The organism is Amycolatopsis sp. NPDC028719 (genome assembly GCF_055565395.1).
Map to the genome: position 1 here is coordinate 497,668 of NZ_JBVHUL010000005.1, position 14,771 is coordinate 512,438.

Below are 14,771 nucleotides of genomic sequence, written 5' to 3' on the forward strand. Positions count from 1 at the left end.
TTGTTACCCGCCGGTAACCAGTGGTGTGGCCCGGTCGAGTGGGCTACGGCACACTCTTGGGCTCCATCGTCCGTCCCTTCACCAGCCACGCGACGCCGAACGCCTCCACGGCGACGGCCTCCAGCCACAGCGCCGGGTGCAGCTCCGGCACGAGCCGGAGGTAGCTCGTCAGCGCGACGAGCACCAGGCAGGCGAGGATCGCGCCGCCGCAGACGCGGTAGACGACGCTCGTGCCCGGGGACTGCTCGCCGTCGTGCGGGAACAGCCGCAGGCAGAAGTAGGCGAGGGAGAGGAAGAACACGGCCGCGAAGGCGAGGTGCAGGACTCCGGACGTCCGGTCCCAGGCCGACACGTCGTGGTCGGGGGTGGTCGGGAACAGCGCGAGCCCGATCGCCCCGAGCCCGGCGACGGTGCTCGCGACGTTGTCGACGTAGTCGTGGCCGTAGTAGGCGAGCAGGAACACCCCGGCCGCGCACATCGCGCCGACGAAGACGTTCCCGAGGTCGCTGTAGTAGTAGCCGCTGAGCGACCCGATGAGGTCGCCGCCCTGGACGATCTGCTTGCCCACGATCAGCACCACCGGCAGGGCCAGGCCGATGAGCCCGATGGCGCGCCGGAGGAACAGGTACGAGTGGACGAGGGTGTTCTGCGGGGGATGTCGTCGCCGTGGTCATGGCCGCCTCCGGGGTCTCACCGAGGTCATCGGCGGACTCCTGCCCCGGAATGAGCGTTGTTATCCGACGGCGGCCCAGATCCTCAGCTGATCGTTACGGAGTTCGGCGAACGCGCCGTCGTGGTGGGCGATGGGGTGGAACCCGGAGGCGAAGCCGACACGGGCGCCTTCGGCCGGGTCCCAGACCTCGAGCCCGGCTTCGGCGGCGACGTACAGCAGGCCGTCGTGGGCCCACATCCGCCCCTTCGGGCCGGTGAAGGATCCGGTCTGGCGCCCGGTCGCGGCGTCGCGCAGCTCGATGCCGCAGACGGGCGGGTCGGCACTTTGCAGGGCCACGGTGTTTTCGTCGAGCCAGGCGATCGGGGTGTCCCAGGTGTCGCCGCGGTCGGCGAGGTGGCGTCCGTGTTCGGGGGCGTGCCGGTCGCCCGCGAGCCACGCCGCGCAGTCGATGATCAGCGGGATGCCCACCGGGTGCCAGGCCCAGCCGTCGGTGAGCAGCGCACGGCCGGACGGGCTGGGCAGCAGGGCACCGAAGTAGTAGTCGAGGTAGTGCTCGGGATTGTCCTCGCGGGTGGTGGAGCGCTCGGTGAGCAGGCGGCCGGTGGCCGCGTCGAAGACGTCGAGCCGGTTCGAGTCGGTGGCCGCGACGAACCTGTCCCCGTCGAGGAAGGCGAACGGGAAGCGGGTCCACTCGTTGTCGTCCCAGTCACGGTCGAGGTTCAGCACGGTGACCCACTCCGTCAGGTCGACGACGGTGCCGTACTGCCCGTAGTCCGAGACGATCGCCGCGAACCGCCCGTCGCGCGAAGCGTGCAGTACGGGGCCGCGAGGCCGCTCCGGCCCGTCGTTCCGCTCGACGTCACGCTCCTCGGGCAGCACGACCGGCCCGAGGAGCCACTGGTCCTCGTGGTCGATCCGGACGAAACCCGCTTCGGTGAGCGCGAGCCAGCCGCCCGGCACCGGTACGAGGCACCGGTTGTTCAGCGGACGCACCGGGCAGGGCCGCGTCGTCCAGGCGCCGTCGAGTTCCCGGTCCCGCAGCAGGATCTCGGGCGAGCCGCGCCAGCCGAGGTGCGCCAGCTCCTCGGCGCGGTCGAAGCAGCCGACGCAGGCGTCGAGCAGTTCCGGCGCCTCGGCATCGGCGCAGTCCGGGCACCGCAGGTCGAAGTCGGTCTTGATCCCGGTGAGGACGCGGAAGCACGCGGGTCCGTTGTCAGTGGTGAGGTGGGCGCAGACCCGCGCCCCGGCGGCCGGAGCGAGATGGCCGCACGCAAGAACTTTCACCACTTCAGTGTGGACGGCGGCACAACCCGTTTACCGGACGCCGAGGTGGGCCAGCCAGCCGCCCTTCGCCGAGATGTCTTCCGCTCCCTCCGTGGCCGCCGGTTCGCACAGGAAGCCGGACACCGACGAGCCGTCGGCCAGTTCGAGCTTGCCGATCGCCAGGGGGGCCGGGATGCCGGCCACGAATTCGCCGAAACCCGGTGGCGGCAGCTCCCAGACCTCCGCGGCCACCGGCACTCCTCCGGACGCGACCCGCACCAGACCCGGCTTCGGCGGCACCGTGTCCAGCGCATACAACCGGTACGAAGCCGCGGTCGACACCGCCGACACGAACCGGCCGCCGCGCGAGGTCAGCTCGTGGTTCAGCGGCTGTCCCCTCAGGTGCGCGCCGACCACCACGATCGGGATGCGCGACGGGCGCAATCCTGCCAGCGCCGCCAGTTTCAGGTCGTCGTGCGGAGCACCCACCAGCATCACGCCGAACGGGCGCCCGGCCACCGTGCCTGCCGGGACCGCCAGTGCCGACAGCCCGAACAGGTTGGTGGAATTGGTGAACCGGCCCAGCCGCGCGTTGACCGCGACGGGGTCGGCCGCTACCTCAGCGAGAGTGGGGTGCTCGGTCGTCGTCGGGGTCAGGAGCGCATCGACGCCGGCCAGGACCGCGAGGGCCTCGGCGCGCAGCCGGGCCACGGTCCGCTGGTCGGCGAACAGCCGGTGCGCCGGGATGTCGCGGGCGCCGGTGATGATGCCGTGTACCACCGGGTCGCAGTCGTCCGGGTGCCGCTCCAGGAACTCACCGACGGCGGTGTACCGCTCGGCGACGAACGCGCCGCCGTACAGCAGCTGCGCCGCTTCCAGGAAAGCCGACATGTCCACAGTGGTCACTTCGGCGCCGGCCGCGGCGTACTCCGCGACCGTGGCCTCGAACGCCTTCGCCCAGCCATCGGCCAAGAGGCCCAGCTCGGCCGGGATGCCGATCCGGAACCGTCCCGGGTGGACCTGTGCGGGCTCGGCCAGGCAGGTCAGGGCGAACGACGCCTCCTCGACCGTCCGCGCGAACAGCGACACGCAGTCGATGCTCGCGCAGGCGGGCACGACGCCCTCGGTCGGCAGCAGCCCGGGCGTCGGCTTGAGCCCGACGATCCCGTTGAACGCCGCGGGCACCCGCCCGGAACCCGCGGTGTCGGTGCCCAGCGCCAGGTCGACGATGCCCAGCGCCACGGCCACCGCCGAACCCGAGCTGGACCCGCCCGACACCGAGGCCGGGTCCACGGCGTTGCGCACCGCACCGTACGGGCTGCGCGTCCCGACCAGCCCGGTCGCGAACTGGTCGAGGTTGGTCGTGCCGAGCACCAGCGCCCCGGCCGCCCGCAGCCGCGCGACGACCGCCGCGTCCGCCTCGGGCTGGTACGCGTAAGCCGGGCAGCCCGCCGTGGTCGGCAACCCCGCGACGTCGATGTTGCCCTTGACCGCGACGAGCTTGCCGTAGAGCGGCAGCCCTCGTTCTTCCAGCGCGGCGGCCTCGGCCAGCACCTCGGCCTCCGGCCGCAGGTCGATCCAGATCTCCGGCCGGTCCACCTGCTCGATCCGCCGGTACGCGGCATGAACTCGTTCCAGGACGCTCATCCGAGTACCACCAGCGGCGTTCCGGGGGCGACCTGATCACCGGGGGACACCAGCACCTCGACCACCTCACCGCTCGCCGGCGCGGGGATCCGCGCCTCCGTCTTCATCGCTTCCAGGGTCACCAGCGACTGCGTGTCCTCCACGCGCTCGCCGGCCGTGACGTCCACCCGCCACACCGTCGCCGCGAACGGCGCCTCGACGACGTGACCACCCGGCGGTGCCTCGACCCGCTTCGGCGGCCGCGCCACCGGTTCCGGCTTCGGGTCGAACTCGCCCGCCGCGGCCCACGCGCGCCGTTCCGCCTCGAACGCCGCCGCCTGCGTCGCCCGGAACCCGGCGATGCCCTCCGCGTTGTCGGCGAGGAACCGCTGGTACTCGGCCAGCTTGAAGGTGCCGTCGGTGGTGTCGAGGGCCAGCCGCCCGGACGCGCTCCGCGCCCGCAGGTCGAGCAGTTCGTCCGCGGACACGGGGTACCAGGAGATCCGGTCGAAGAACCGCAGGCACCACGGCTGTTCCCCGCCGTGCCAGCTGTTCCACACCTGCACGGTCCGGCCGACGAACTGGTAGCCGCCGGGCCCTTCCATGCCGTAGATGCAGAGGTACGCGCCGCCGATGCCGACGGAGTTCTCCGCGGTCCACGTCCGGGCCGGGTTGTACTTCGTCGTCACCAGCCGGTGGCGCGGGTCCAGCGGCGTCGCCACCGGCGCGCCCAGGTAGACGTCGCCGAGGCCGAGCACCAGGTACTCCGCGTCGAACACCGTCCGGTAAACGTCGTCCACACTGGACAGCCCGTTGACCCGCCGGATGAACTCGATGTTCCACGGGCACCACGGCGCGTCGTCGCGCACCCCGGTCATGTACCGCTCGATCGCCTCGCGCGTCGCCGGGTCGTCCCACGACAGCGGCAGCCGGACGCTGCGGCTCGGCACCTCGAGGGCGTGCGTCGGCGGCAGGTCGCGCTCCAGCTCCCGGACCAGGCCGAGCGCCTTGCCGACCGGCAGCGCGTCCGGGTCGACGTGCACCTGCAGCGACCGGATGCCCGGGGTCAGGTCGACGATCCCCGGCACGCCCTCGGCCGTGAGCCGTTCCCCGAGCGCGTGCACCCGCATCCGCAGGGCCAGGTCGAGCTTCATCTCGCCGTACTCGACGAGCAGGTTGTCGTCCCCGCCGCGCCGGTAGGTGACCGACGGCTCGTCGCCCTCGGACGCTTGCCGTCCCAGGACACCGCCGTCGTGCCGGGCGTTCCTGGTGGACGTCACCGCGGAGGCCGGCCGCCGCCGCAGCACCGCCGCGTGGTCGGGGTCGATCGGCACGAACCGCACGGTGTCGCCCGGCCGCAGCTGCCCGAGCTTCCACCGTTCGCCGGTGGCGACCGTCGCCGGGCAGACGAACCCGCCCAGGCTCGGCCCGTCCGGGCCGAGCAGGATCGGCAGGTCGCCGGTGTAGTCGACGGCGCCGATCGCGTACGGCGTGTCGTGGATGTTCGACGGGTGCAGGCCCGCCTCGCCGCCGTCGGCCCGGGCCCACCGCGGCCGCGGCCCGACGAGCCGGACGCCGGTGCGGGCGGAGTTGAAGTGCACCTGCCAGTCGGTGGCGTAGAACGTGTCGACGTCTTCGGGGGTGAAGAACTCCGGCGCCGCGTGCGGTCCTTCGAGCGCGCCGATCGTCCAGTGCGACCCGAAGTCCGGACGGTCGCCGACCGGGCCGAGCACCGGGTCCGCGGGCGCGGGTCCGGTGCGCAGGACGTCGCCGACGGCCAGCGCGCGGCCGCCGTGCCCGCCGAACTTGCCCAGGGTGAACGTCGCCGCGCTGCCGAGGAACGCCGGGACGTCGACGCCGCCGCGCACGAGCACGTAGCTGCGCAGCCCGGCGGTGCACGCGCGGACGTCGAGCGTGGCCCCGGCGGGCACCTCGACCGGTGTCCACAAGGGAACTTCGGCGCCGTCGACGAGGACCGTCGCCGGCGCGCCGGTGACGCACACCTGCGTGGCGTGGGAGAACCGCAGCGTCACGCCGTCCACAGTGCACTCCAGCCCGGGCGCGCCTTCGGGGTTGCCGAGCGCGAGGTTGCCCAGCCGCAGCGAGCGGTCGTCCATCGGCCCGCTCGGCGGCACCCCGACGTGCCAGAAACCGGTGCGGCCCGGCCAGTCCTGCACGGTCGTCATCGTCCCGCCGCGCACGACGTCGACGCGGGGCTCATCGTCCTCGATGCCGTCCAAAGTGGACGTGTCGTGGGCGGCCGCGCCGAACGCCGCGTCGGCGCCCGCCGTCCGCAGCTGCCCGAGGTTGGTGCGCACGCCGTCGACCCGGGTCACGGCGAGCGCCTCCCGCAGGCGCGCGAGTGCGTCGTCGCGGTCGGTGCCGGTGCAGATCACCTTGGCCAGCAACGGGTCGTAGTGGGTCGTGACGGTCGTGCCCGGTTCGACCCAGGTGTCCACGCGCGCATCCGGGGGCAGGGTGACCCGCGTGACGAGCCCCGCGCTCGGCCGGTGCCCGGCACTGGGGTCTTCGGCGTACACCCGCGCTTCCACGGCGTGCCCGCGCGCGACCGGCACCGCGCGGAACATCGCCCGGTCGCCCTGCGCGAGCCGGAGCATCCAGGCGACCAGGTCGACGCCGTAGACCGCTTCGGTGACCGGGTGCTCGACCTGCAGCCGGGTGTTGACCTCGAGGAACGCGGCCTCTTCGCGCTCGGGGTCGTAGACGTACTCGACCGTGCCCGCCGACCGGTACCGCACCGACGAGCACAGCGCGACGGCCGAGTCGACGAGCTGCTTCCGGATCGCGTCCGGCAGGTCCGGCGCCGGGCACTCCTCGACGACCTTCTGGTTGCGCCGCTGCAGGGAACAGTCGCGGGTGCCCAGCGCCAGGACCTCGCCGAAGCCGTCGCCGAACACCTGGACCTCGACGTGGCGGGCGCGGCGCACCAGCCGCTCCAGGAACACCCCGGTGTTCGCGAAGCTCTTGGCCGCGACGCTGCGGACGCCGTCCCACGCCTCGCGCAGCTCCCCGGGGGTCGCGCAGGCGCGCATCCCGATCCCGCCGCCGCCCCCGGTCGCCTTGAGCATCACCGGATAGCCGATGCCCTCCGCGCGCGCCAGTGCCTCGTCCACATCGGACAGCAGGCCGGTGCCGGCGAGCAGGGGCACACCCGCGGCGATCGCCGCCTCGCGCGCGGTGTGCTTGCTGCCGAACACCTCCAGGTGCCCGGGCGAGGGCCCGGCGAACGCGAGCCCGGCGTCCTCGCACGCTCGCGCGAACGCCGCGTCTTCGGACAGGAACCCGTAACCGGGGTGGACCGCGTCGCAGCTGGTGGCGAGCGCGGCCTCGACGATCGCGCCGGCCCGCAGGTAGCTTTCCGCGGCGGGTGCCGGGCCGAGCCGCACGGCCCGGTCGGCGAGCCGCACGTGCGGGGCGAGGCGGTCGGCGTCGGAGTACACGGCGACGGTTTCGAGGCCGAGCTCCCGGGCGGTACGCAGGATCCGGACCGCGATCTCGCCGCGGTTGGCGACGAGCAGCCTCACTCGCCGCCTCCGGAGGACGTCACGACCATGCGGACCGGCGTCGGGTCGAACCCGTTGCAGGGGTTGTTGATCTGCGGGCAGTTCGACACGAGCACGAGGACGTCGGTCTCGGCGCGCAGCCGGACTTCGAGGCCGGGCGCGGAGATCCCGTCGACGATGCCGAGGGTGCCGTCCTCTTCGACCGGCACGTTCATGTACCAGTTGACGTTGCTGACCAGATCGCGCTTGCCCAGCCCCCACTTCGCGCCTTCGCTGAGGAAGTTCTCGACGCAGGCGTGCTGGAAGCGGGTGTGCTGGCCGTAGCGGAGGCTGTTGGACTCCTTGCTGCACGCGCCGCCGAGCGTGTCGTGGCGCCCGCACGTGTCGGCGACGACGGTCAGCAGCGGTGCGCCCTCCTGCGTGCGCAGGACGCTGCCCGTGGTCAGGAAGATGTTCCGTTGCGCGGCGATCGTCGCCGCCGCGCTGTAGCGCTTGGCCGTGTCGTTCGCGTCGTAGCAGAGGAAGTCGACGGCCTGGTTGCCACCGAGGTCGATGATCGCCAGCTCGCTGCCCCGCTTCAGCACGGTGGAGAACGGCGCCCGCGCCGGGACGTCGAACGTCAACTGCAGCTGCGACTGGTACGCCGTGCTCATGCGATCCCCCGGGCGGTGAGGTAGTCGGCGGTGTTCTCGAAGGCCCGCTGCGCCTCCGGCGAGTGCGTCCACTCCGGACTGTCCGGCGTGGACGGGGTGGCGCGCCAGGCGAGCACTTCGAGGTTCGTCACGGTGTAGTCCGGCCGCGGGTCGACCGGGTGGGCGACGTTGGCGATGAGCACGATCGCCGGGATCTCGATCCGGAGCTCGACGGCCCGGCCCGCGCCCGCGGACCCGGTGAAGTCCAGGCCGCCGCCGGGCTGGACGCGCACACCCTGGAAGAACGACAGGCTCGGCGGCAGGTCCCGTGGCCCGAGGCCGTTCTTGGCCGCCGCCAAGGTGAACAGCGGCAGCCCGGCGGGGGAGGGGCCCTGCGGGGCACCGTCGCCGTAGCGCTCGGTGTTGCCGTCCACTGTGGACGTCCCGCAGAGGGCGTCGTGCCGTCCGCTCGAGTCCGCGACGATCGTCGCGAGCACCCGCGCCTGGTCCGACAGCAGCGCCACCTTCGCGCCGAGGTAGGCGTTCCACTGCACCTTCACCGTGTCCGCGACGTTCAGCCGTTCCCACGGCTGATCGGCGTTGAACAGCAGCAGGTGCGCGCAGGCGTCGCCGTCGACGTCGGTCAGCCGCAGCCGCGTGCCCCGGGCGAGCACCTTGTGCGTGTAGCCGCCCCCGGCCACCGTTTCGGCCCAGGTCAGCGCGTCGGGCGCGACGTCGGGCGGTGGTGCCGGCCACGTGCTCGCCGGGATCGACGGCATCGTTTCGACCACGGTGCCGGCCTGGGCGCGGGCGTGGGCGCGGGCGCCGTGGGTGGTGGCAGTGGTGCTCATGGACGTCCTCTCTCGAGCGCGGGTTCGAGGGCGGGGGCGGGACGCGGGCGCGGCCGGCAGAGCCGGCCGAGCAGCAGTGCGCCGCCGACGAACTCTATCGGGAACAAGAGCATCCAGGGGGCGCCCGAACCGGTCACGTCGTAGATCTCCGCGCGCGGCCAGGCGATGTTCACGATCATGGCGGCGCCGTAGAGGACGGCCGCTCCGTTCACCGGAACAGCCCAGCGGCCGAGGGAGAACAACCCGGGCTCGGCGGGGAAGCGCCCGCGCAGCCGGTTCACCAGCAAGGGTCCGGTGACCAGCAGGTACGCCAGGTAGACGACCACCACGGACGTCCCGGTGATCGTGCTGAACAGCGTCGGGTTGCCGAAGTTGAGCAGCAGCAGCCCGATCGCGAGCCCGCCGGACACGAGGGCGGGCGCGACCGGGGTGCCCGTGCGCGAACTCACCGACGAAAGTCGGGTGGCCGCGGGGAGCGCGCCGTCGCGGGCCATCGCGTAGATCAGCCGGACGGTGCCGGTCTGGATGGTGAGGGTGCAGACGACCACGGCGATCGCGACGTCGGCGAGGAAGATCCGGCCGAGGGTGTCGCCGAAGACGGCGGTGATCACGTACGGCAGGCCGCGGCCGGCGAGCTGCCCGTCGGTGAGGCTCGGCGCGGCCATCAGCGCGGTGAGCACGACGGCCAGCCCGCCGATCCCGGACACGAGCACCGCGCGCAGCACCGCGCGCGGAGCGGCCCTTCGCGCGTTCTTCGTCTCCTCCGCGACCGAGGCGGCGGTGTCGAAGCCGTAGAGCACATACGCCGCCATGAGCGCCGAGGCGAGCACGCCGCCGAGCCCGGCGCTCGTGCCGGGAGTGTCGTGCAGCACCACCTGCGGCCCGCGGACCGCGAACAGGGCGAGCCCGGCGACGAGGACGACGACGCCGAGCAGTTCGGCCGCGACGCCGACGTCGTTGATCCGCGCGATCAGCCGCACGCCGCCGGCGTTGACCGCGGTGGTGAAGACGAGCAGCGCGGTGCCGAGCAGGACGGCGTTGGCCGCGCCCGACGGCGACGTCACCGCGGGGTCGCCGCCGACGAGCTGGAAGCCGTCCCACACCGAGGGCAGCACGATCTGCAGCGCGATCGCCGCGGCCGCGAGCGCGACGACGCAGCCGAGCAGCATCATCCAGCCGGCGAGCCAGCCGAGGAAGCCCCGGGTGAGCTGTTTCGCCCATTGGTACACGGATCCGGCGAGCGGGAAGCGCGCGGCGAGCTCGGCGAAGGTCAGGGCCACGAGCAGCTGACCCGCGAGCACGACCGGCCACGTCCAGAAGAAGAGCGGGCCGCCGAAGGTGTACCCGAAGCCGAAGAGCTGGAAGACGGTCGTGAGGATCGAGACGAACGAAAACCCGGCGGCGAAGGCGGAAAACCCGCCCAGCGACCGGCGAAGCTCCTGGCGGTAACCGAAGGCGGTGAGTTCGTCGGGTGGGGACATGGGCGCTCCTGACCTGGTTTCGATCGCTTGACAGAAACTAGGTTCCGGGCACGTCGTGATGATCTCCGGCGCGTTAGCGGCTCGTTAACGGCCACGCCGACCGCACGTCAACAGCGACATGCGGCGGTAACCGCCCCTCGGTGCGGGTGCCCGCGGCGCGGACCTGGCAAGATCACGGCGTGGTCAAAGGGGCGGGGGTCGGCAGGCCCAGGGCGAGTGGCGCGGCGGCGAACCGGCCGGACGCGCGGCTCGCCGTGCTCGACGCGGCGGGCGAGCTGTTCACCGGAGCCGGCTACGCGGCGACGACGACCCGGGCGATCGCCGAACGCGCCGGGCTGCGCCAGGCGTCGCTCTACTACCACTTCCCGGCCAAGGAAGACATCCTCGCGGCCCTGCTGGCCGAGACGGTCCGTCCGTCCCTGGACCTGGCCGCGCGGCTGGTCGCGGACTCGTCTCCGGCGGCGGTCCGGCTGTGGGCGCTGGCGTACGCGGACATCCGCCTCCTCGGCGGCGCCCGCCACAACCTGGGCGCGCTGTACCTGCTGCCGGAGGTGGCGTCCCCGAACCTGGCCCGCTTCCGCGCCGAGCGCGCGGACCTGAAGGCGGCGTACGGGCAGCTGGTGGCGGCTTCCGGTGTCGCGTCCTCGGCGGTGAGCATCCGGACGGACCTGGTGTTCGGGCTGGTGGAGAGCATCGCGGTGATCCGCCGTGACGATCCGGCGCTCGACATCGAGGCCCACGTGCGTGAGGGGGCCGACGGAGTGGTCCGCCTGGCGGGATTGCCGGAGCCGACGGACGAGCTGCGCGCCGAGGCCCACACCCTGCTGGCGACGCTCACCGGCTGAAGGGCACCTTCGGTTCACCACATGCGCTGAAGGTGCCCTTCAGCGCGTCTGGACCGGGGGCGGCCCGCCGAGCTGGGCGGGGCAGCCGGCCAGCAGGTTGCTGATGATCCGGGAGAGCTCGCGCATCGTGCGCATCCCCAGCTGGATCGACTGGGCACCGACGCGCAGTGGCCGGATCGCCGCGCGCAGGGGTGCGTTGATCGCTTCGAGGGGCCGGACCCGGGTGAGGAACTCGGTGATCCGGGCTTCCAGCTCCATCAGGCCGTTCAGCATCTCGGCGAACTCGTCGTACTCCCGGCGGGCCCGGTCCAGCAGCTCCGGCGTCATGTGCGAATCCATCAGGCGCATGTACGAGCGGATCGTGGAGTCGGTTTCGGCGACGGTGGCTTCGAAGTCGGTGCCGACCTGCTGGATGGTGACCGCCGGCGGCCTGATGGTGTCGGCCGCCCGGACGACCCGTGCCTTGAGGGCTTCGGGTGTCATCCCGGCGACCTCCCCGGTCACCTGGCGCATTTCCTCCGCCAATTCGTCCAGCGAGTGGCTGATCGCGTCGAGCTGCCGTTCCAGGAGCTCGCCGATCTCCGTGAGGTTTTCCTTGTATTCCTGGAGGCCGGGCCCGTCCTCTTCCGGCACGAAACCGTCGAGGAGGAGCTGGTCGCAGTTCTTCAGCTTTTCCAGCGCGGCTTCCGCGGAGCGGATGGCCAGGATCAGCTTGTCCGCGACCACGGCCATGGTCCGCCGCCACTCGGCGGTCCCGGAACCGGCGAGCACGGCGTCCTTGATGTCGACGTACTGCAGCTTCTCGATGATGCGGATGTTGGCGTCGTCGCTCTGCCCGGTGATGAGCTCGTGCCCCAGGACGATCAACGGCAGGATCAGCTGCGTCAGGCCGAGCTCGTTCGCTTTGGCGTAGAACGCGGTGAGCTCTTCGCGGCAGGCGCCGCTCTCGTAGAAGTAGTTCATCGAAATGACCGGGATGAACACCATCGCGGCGTTGATGCCGTCCTGGATCTTGGTCCGCCAGTCCTCGCCCCAGCCGATGCTCTCGCGGTCCACGAACACTTCGATCTTGCGCCCGTGCGCCGAGGCGCAGAACTTCTCCAGCGAATTCTTCAGGGGCGTAACGAAATTGAGGAAACTGTCGTCTTCATGGGTGAAACTGAGGAAGCACTGGACAGCGGGCTGATCGGCCAGGAAATCGGTCATCGGTACCTTCGGCGGCGTCGCGGCGTTTTCCGGCGCAGCCTAGAGCAGGCGGGGGACCGAGTCCGGGCGGTTCCGGTGAGTGCTCCGGAAATGTCCCGGATCTGTCCGCTCGCAAGACCCCGGGATCAGGAAGCCGTGGTCTGGAGGGCCTTGCTCAACGCCGTGGCCGTCAACCCGATCTGCCACGGCCGCGCGCCGCCCGCGCGGAGGACCGCGGCCACCGACTCCTCGTCCGTCTCCGCCGGGGGACGCCAGCACGTGCGGCGCACCAGATCCGGCAGCAGGAGGTTCTCCACCGGCAGCCGCCGGTCCTCCGCGATCGCCGTCAGCGCCGTGCGGGCGGCCGACAGCCGGGCCGCCGCGTCCGGGTCCTTGTCCGCCCAGCGGTTCACCGGGGGCGGGCCGTCCGTCGGCTGCGAAGGCGACGGCAATTCGGACGCGGGGAGCGCGCGAGCCGCCTGCAGGTGCCGGAGCCAGCTCGCCGTGTACTTGCGCTGGACCCGGCCGCTGAACACCGGCAGCGCCTGGAGCTCCTCGACCGTCTTCGGGTCGGCCGTCACCGCGTTGATGATCGCGCTGTCCGGCAGGATCCGGCTCGGCGCGCGGTCGCGTTTGCGGGCCAGCTCGTCACGCGCCTGCCACAGCTCGCGGACCGCCGCCAGACCGCGCGGGTTGCGGATCTTGTGCACGCCGGACGTCCGGCGCCACGGCTCGGCCCGCGGACCCGGCGGCGGCGCCGTGCGCACGAATTCGAACTCCTGCTGCGCCCACTCCAGCTTGCCCTGGGCGCCCAGCTCCGCCTCCAGCTTTTCGCGCAGCTGGATGAGCAGCTCGACGTCGAGGGCGGCGTAGTTGAGCCAGTCGACCGGCAGCGGCCGCTTCGACCAGTCGGCCGCGCTGTGCCCCTTCTCGAGGGTGTAGCCCAGCAGCAGCTCGACGAGGGTCCCCAGCGCGACGCGCTCGTAGCCCGCCAGCCGGCCGGCCAGTTCGGTGTCGAACAGCGCTGCCGGGTGCAGGTCCAGCTCGGCGAGGCAGGGGAGGTCCTGGGAGGCGGCGTGCAGCACCCACTCCAGGGAGTTGAGGACGTTCTTCAGCGGGGTGAGGTCGTCCAGCTCGGTCGGGTCGATCAGGACCGTGCCGGAACCCTCGCGCCGCAGCTGGACGAGGTAGGCCTTGGGCCAGTACCGGTAGCCGGACGCGCGTTCGGTGTCGACGGCGACGGCGCCGGTGCCCGCGGCGAGCCGTGCACAGGCTTCGAGCAGCGCGGCTCGATCGGTGACCACCGGGGGTGTGCCCTCGACGGGCTCGCGTAGCAGCACAGGGCCGCCCGTGGACTCGATCTCCATCCCGGTGGCCTCTGTACTTCCCATAACTGACGACCCTACGGGACGGGCGTACCGCGCCTGGTCCGCCCGCCCCGCAGGGCTGTTCGCCTGTGTCAGCGGATCACGCCGGCCCGCATGGCCAGCGCCACCATCTGAGCCCGGTCGCCCGTGCCGAGCTTGCGCCCGATCCGGGACAGGTGGGACTTGACGGTGAGAGCGGAGAGCGAAAGCTCCTCGCCGATCTCCTTGTTGGATTGCCCGTCGGCGACCAGTTGGAGCACCTCCACCTCACGAGCGGAGAGCTCGCGCGGGGTGTTGTCGGTGCCCGCGACGCGGGTCCCGGTGGCCAGCACCGGAGCCACGCTCGGGTCGGCGTAGACGCCGCCCTCGAGCACACGCCGCACGCCATCGGTCACGACGACCGGCGACGCGGACTTCAGCAGGTACGCCTGGGCCCCGGCCTGGAAGGCCGAGCGGACCGCGTACGGGTCGTCCGAGGATGCGAGTACGACCACGCGCGGCCAGCCGTGGCTACGGAGTTCCGTAACCAGCTCGATGCCGCTGCCGTCCGGCAGTCCGAGATCGAGGATCGCCAGGTCACAAGGCCCAGTGGCCTGTGCTCGCGCCCTCGCCTCGGCCACCGTGGCGGCCTCGTGGACGGTCCCCGCACCCATCTGTGCGAGTCTTGCTGCGATTGCCTCCCTCAACAGCGGGTGGTCGTCGACCACCAGTACCGAAAAAAGCTCTTCCCGCGGGTGCGGAACCATGCTCGCCGGCAATGCACCGGCTGGCGTGGATCGGACGGCCTGAGAAATGCCGACGGTAGCCACGTCACTACCTCCCTGGAGTCGGTCGTGCCCCCCGACCGGCACCGGGACCTTCGGCCGTTCAGCCGCGCCAGCTTTAGACCGAAAGTGGTGTCGTCGAAGGCACTGTAGCCGCCCTGAGGCCGTTGCGGGGGGATCGAATGGGTATCTATCTCAAACGAACAGTCACTCAGTGGGTTCGGAGTAACACGATCGGGCTAGTACACGGCCGGTTGCTAACGGATAGCCCAGCGAACACGATGCAAAGAAGTTACCGGCGCCCAAATGGCCGTGCAGATGAGGTGTGCAGCTGCCGGTGCGCGTAGTGGCGAGGGGCCGGATGGGGGTCTCGGCGGCCCGGAATGTGCCTCCGGCCGGGACATGATCATCAGTGCGGAACGGGTTCCGCGAGCCTCCGCAAGGCCGGAACGGTGACTGTCAGTGGCCATTGGCGGTGATCTCCGGGCCGTTCGCCGGGAGTTGATCTTGTAGCGGTGCGTGACCGCGCGGCGTCCACGAACGGGGGTGCCGGCGAAGAC

At 71.9% G+C, this 14,771-nt stretch carries 11 protein-coding genes; 1 reads left to right on the plus strand and 10 read right to left on the minus strand.

The annotated features are described in order from the left end of the window. Positions 1-43: 43 nt before the first annotated feature. From ACZ4TR_RS25605 to ACZ4TR_RS25635, 7 genes are all read right to left on the minus strand, one after another. Positions 44-568, minus strand: a complete 525-nt coding sequence (locus ACZ4TR_RS25605) for a DUF998 domain-containing protein (RefSeq protein WP_465289344.1) — start codon at positions 566-568, stop codon at positions 44-46. Between the two features lie 165 nt (positions 569-733). Further along, complete coding sequence (locus ACZ4TR_RS25610; RefSeq protein WP_465289345.1) at positions 734-1,957, minus strand: YncE family protein; 1,224 nt, start codon at positions 1,955-1,957, stop codon at positions 734-736. A gap of 30 nt (positions 1,958-1,987) precedes the next feature. After that, entirely contained in the window at positions 1,988-3,583 is a 1,596-nt protein-coding gene (locus ACZ4TR_RS25615; RefSeq protein ID WP_465289346.1) for an allophanate hydrolase, read from the minus strand. Then, positions 3,580-7,107, minus strand: coding sequence for an urea carboxylase (gene uca, locus ACZ4TR_RS25620; RefSeq protein ID WP_465289347.1), 3,528 nt, complete (start codon positions 7,105-7,107; stop codon positions 3,580-3,582). The genes ACZ4TR_RS25615 and uca overlap by 4 nt, the downstream gene beginning before the upstream one ends. After that, positions 7,104-7,739, minus strand: a complete 636-nt coding sequence (locus tag ACZ4TR_RS25625) for an urea amidolyase associated protein UAAP2 (protein WP_465289348.1) — start codon at positions 7,737-7,739, stop codon at positions 7,104-7,106. Before ACZ4TR_RS25625 ends, uca begins: the two co-directional genes overlap by 4 nt. Then, entirely contained in the window at positions 7,736-8,569 is an 834-nt protein-coding gene (locus ACZ4TR_RS25630; protein ID WP_465289349.1) for an urea amidolyase associated protein UAAP1, read from the minus strand. Before ACZ4TR_RS25630 ends, ACZ4TR_RS25625 begins: the two co-directional genes overlap by 4 nt. Beyond that, positions 8,566-10,050 (minus strand): amino acid permease, encoded by a 1,485-nt coding sequence (locus tag ACZ4TR_RS25635; RefSeq protein ID WP_465289350.1) that lies wholly within the window; start codon positions 10,048-10,050, stop codon positions 8,566-8,568. Before ACZ4TR_RS25635 ends, ACZ4TR_RS25630 begins: the two co-directional genes overlap by 4 nt. 179 nt (positions 10,051-10,229) lie before the next feature. Between ACZ4TR_RS25635 and ACZ4TR_RS25640 the strand changes: the two genes are divergently transcribed. Further along, a complete protein-coding gene (locus ACZ4TR_RS25640) occupies positions 10,230-10,895 on the plus strand; it encodes a TetR/AcrR family transcriptional regulator (RefSeq protein ID WP_465289351.1) in 666 nt (221 codons plus the stop codon). 39 nt (positions 10,896-10,934) lie between these two features. Here ACZ4TR_RS25640 and ACZ4TR_RS25645 read toward each other — a convergent pair whose 3' ends face one another. From ACZ4TR_RS25645 to ACZ4TR_RS25655, 3 genes are all read right to left on the minus strand, one after another. Then, the gene (locus ACZ4TR_RS25645; protein ID WP_465289352.1) at positions 10,935-12,101 is read right to left on the minus strand and encodes a toll/interleukin-1 receptor domain-containing protein; all 1,167 of its coding nucleotides are present in this window, start codon (positions 12,099-12,101) and stop codon (positions 10,935-10,937) included. 125 nt (positions 12,102-12,226) lie between these two features. Then, complete coding sequence (locus ACZ4TR_RS25650; RefSeq protein WP_465289764.1) at positions 12,227-13,447, minus strand: HRDC domain-containing protein; 1,221 nt, start codon at positions 13,445-13,447, stop codon at positions 12,227-12,229. A 92-nt stretch (positions 13,448-13,539) separates the two neighbouring features. Beyond that, a complete protein-coding gene (locus tag ACZ4TR_RS25655) occupies positions 13,540-14,256 on the minus strand; it encodes a response regulator (protein WP_033261886.1) in 717 nt (238 codons plus the stop codon). Positions 14,257-14,771: the final 515 nt, after the last annotated feature.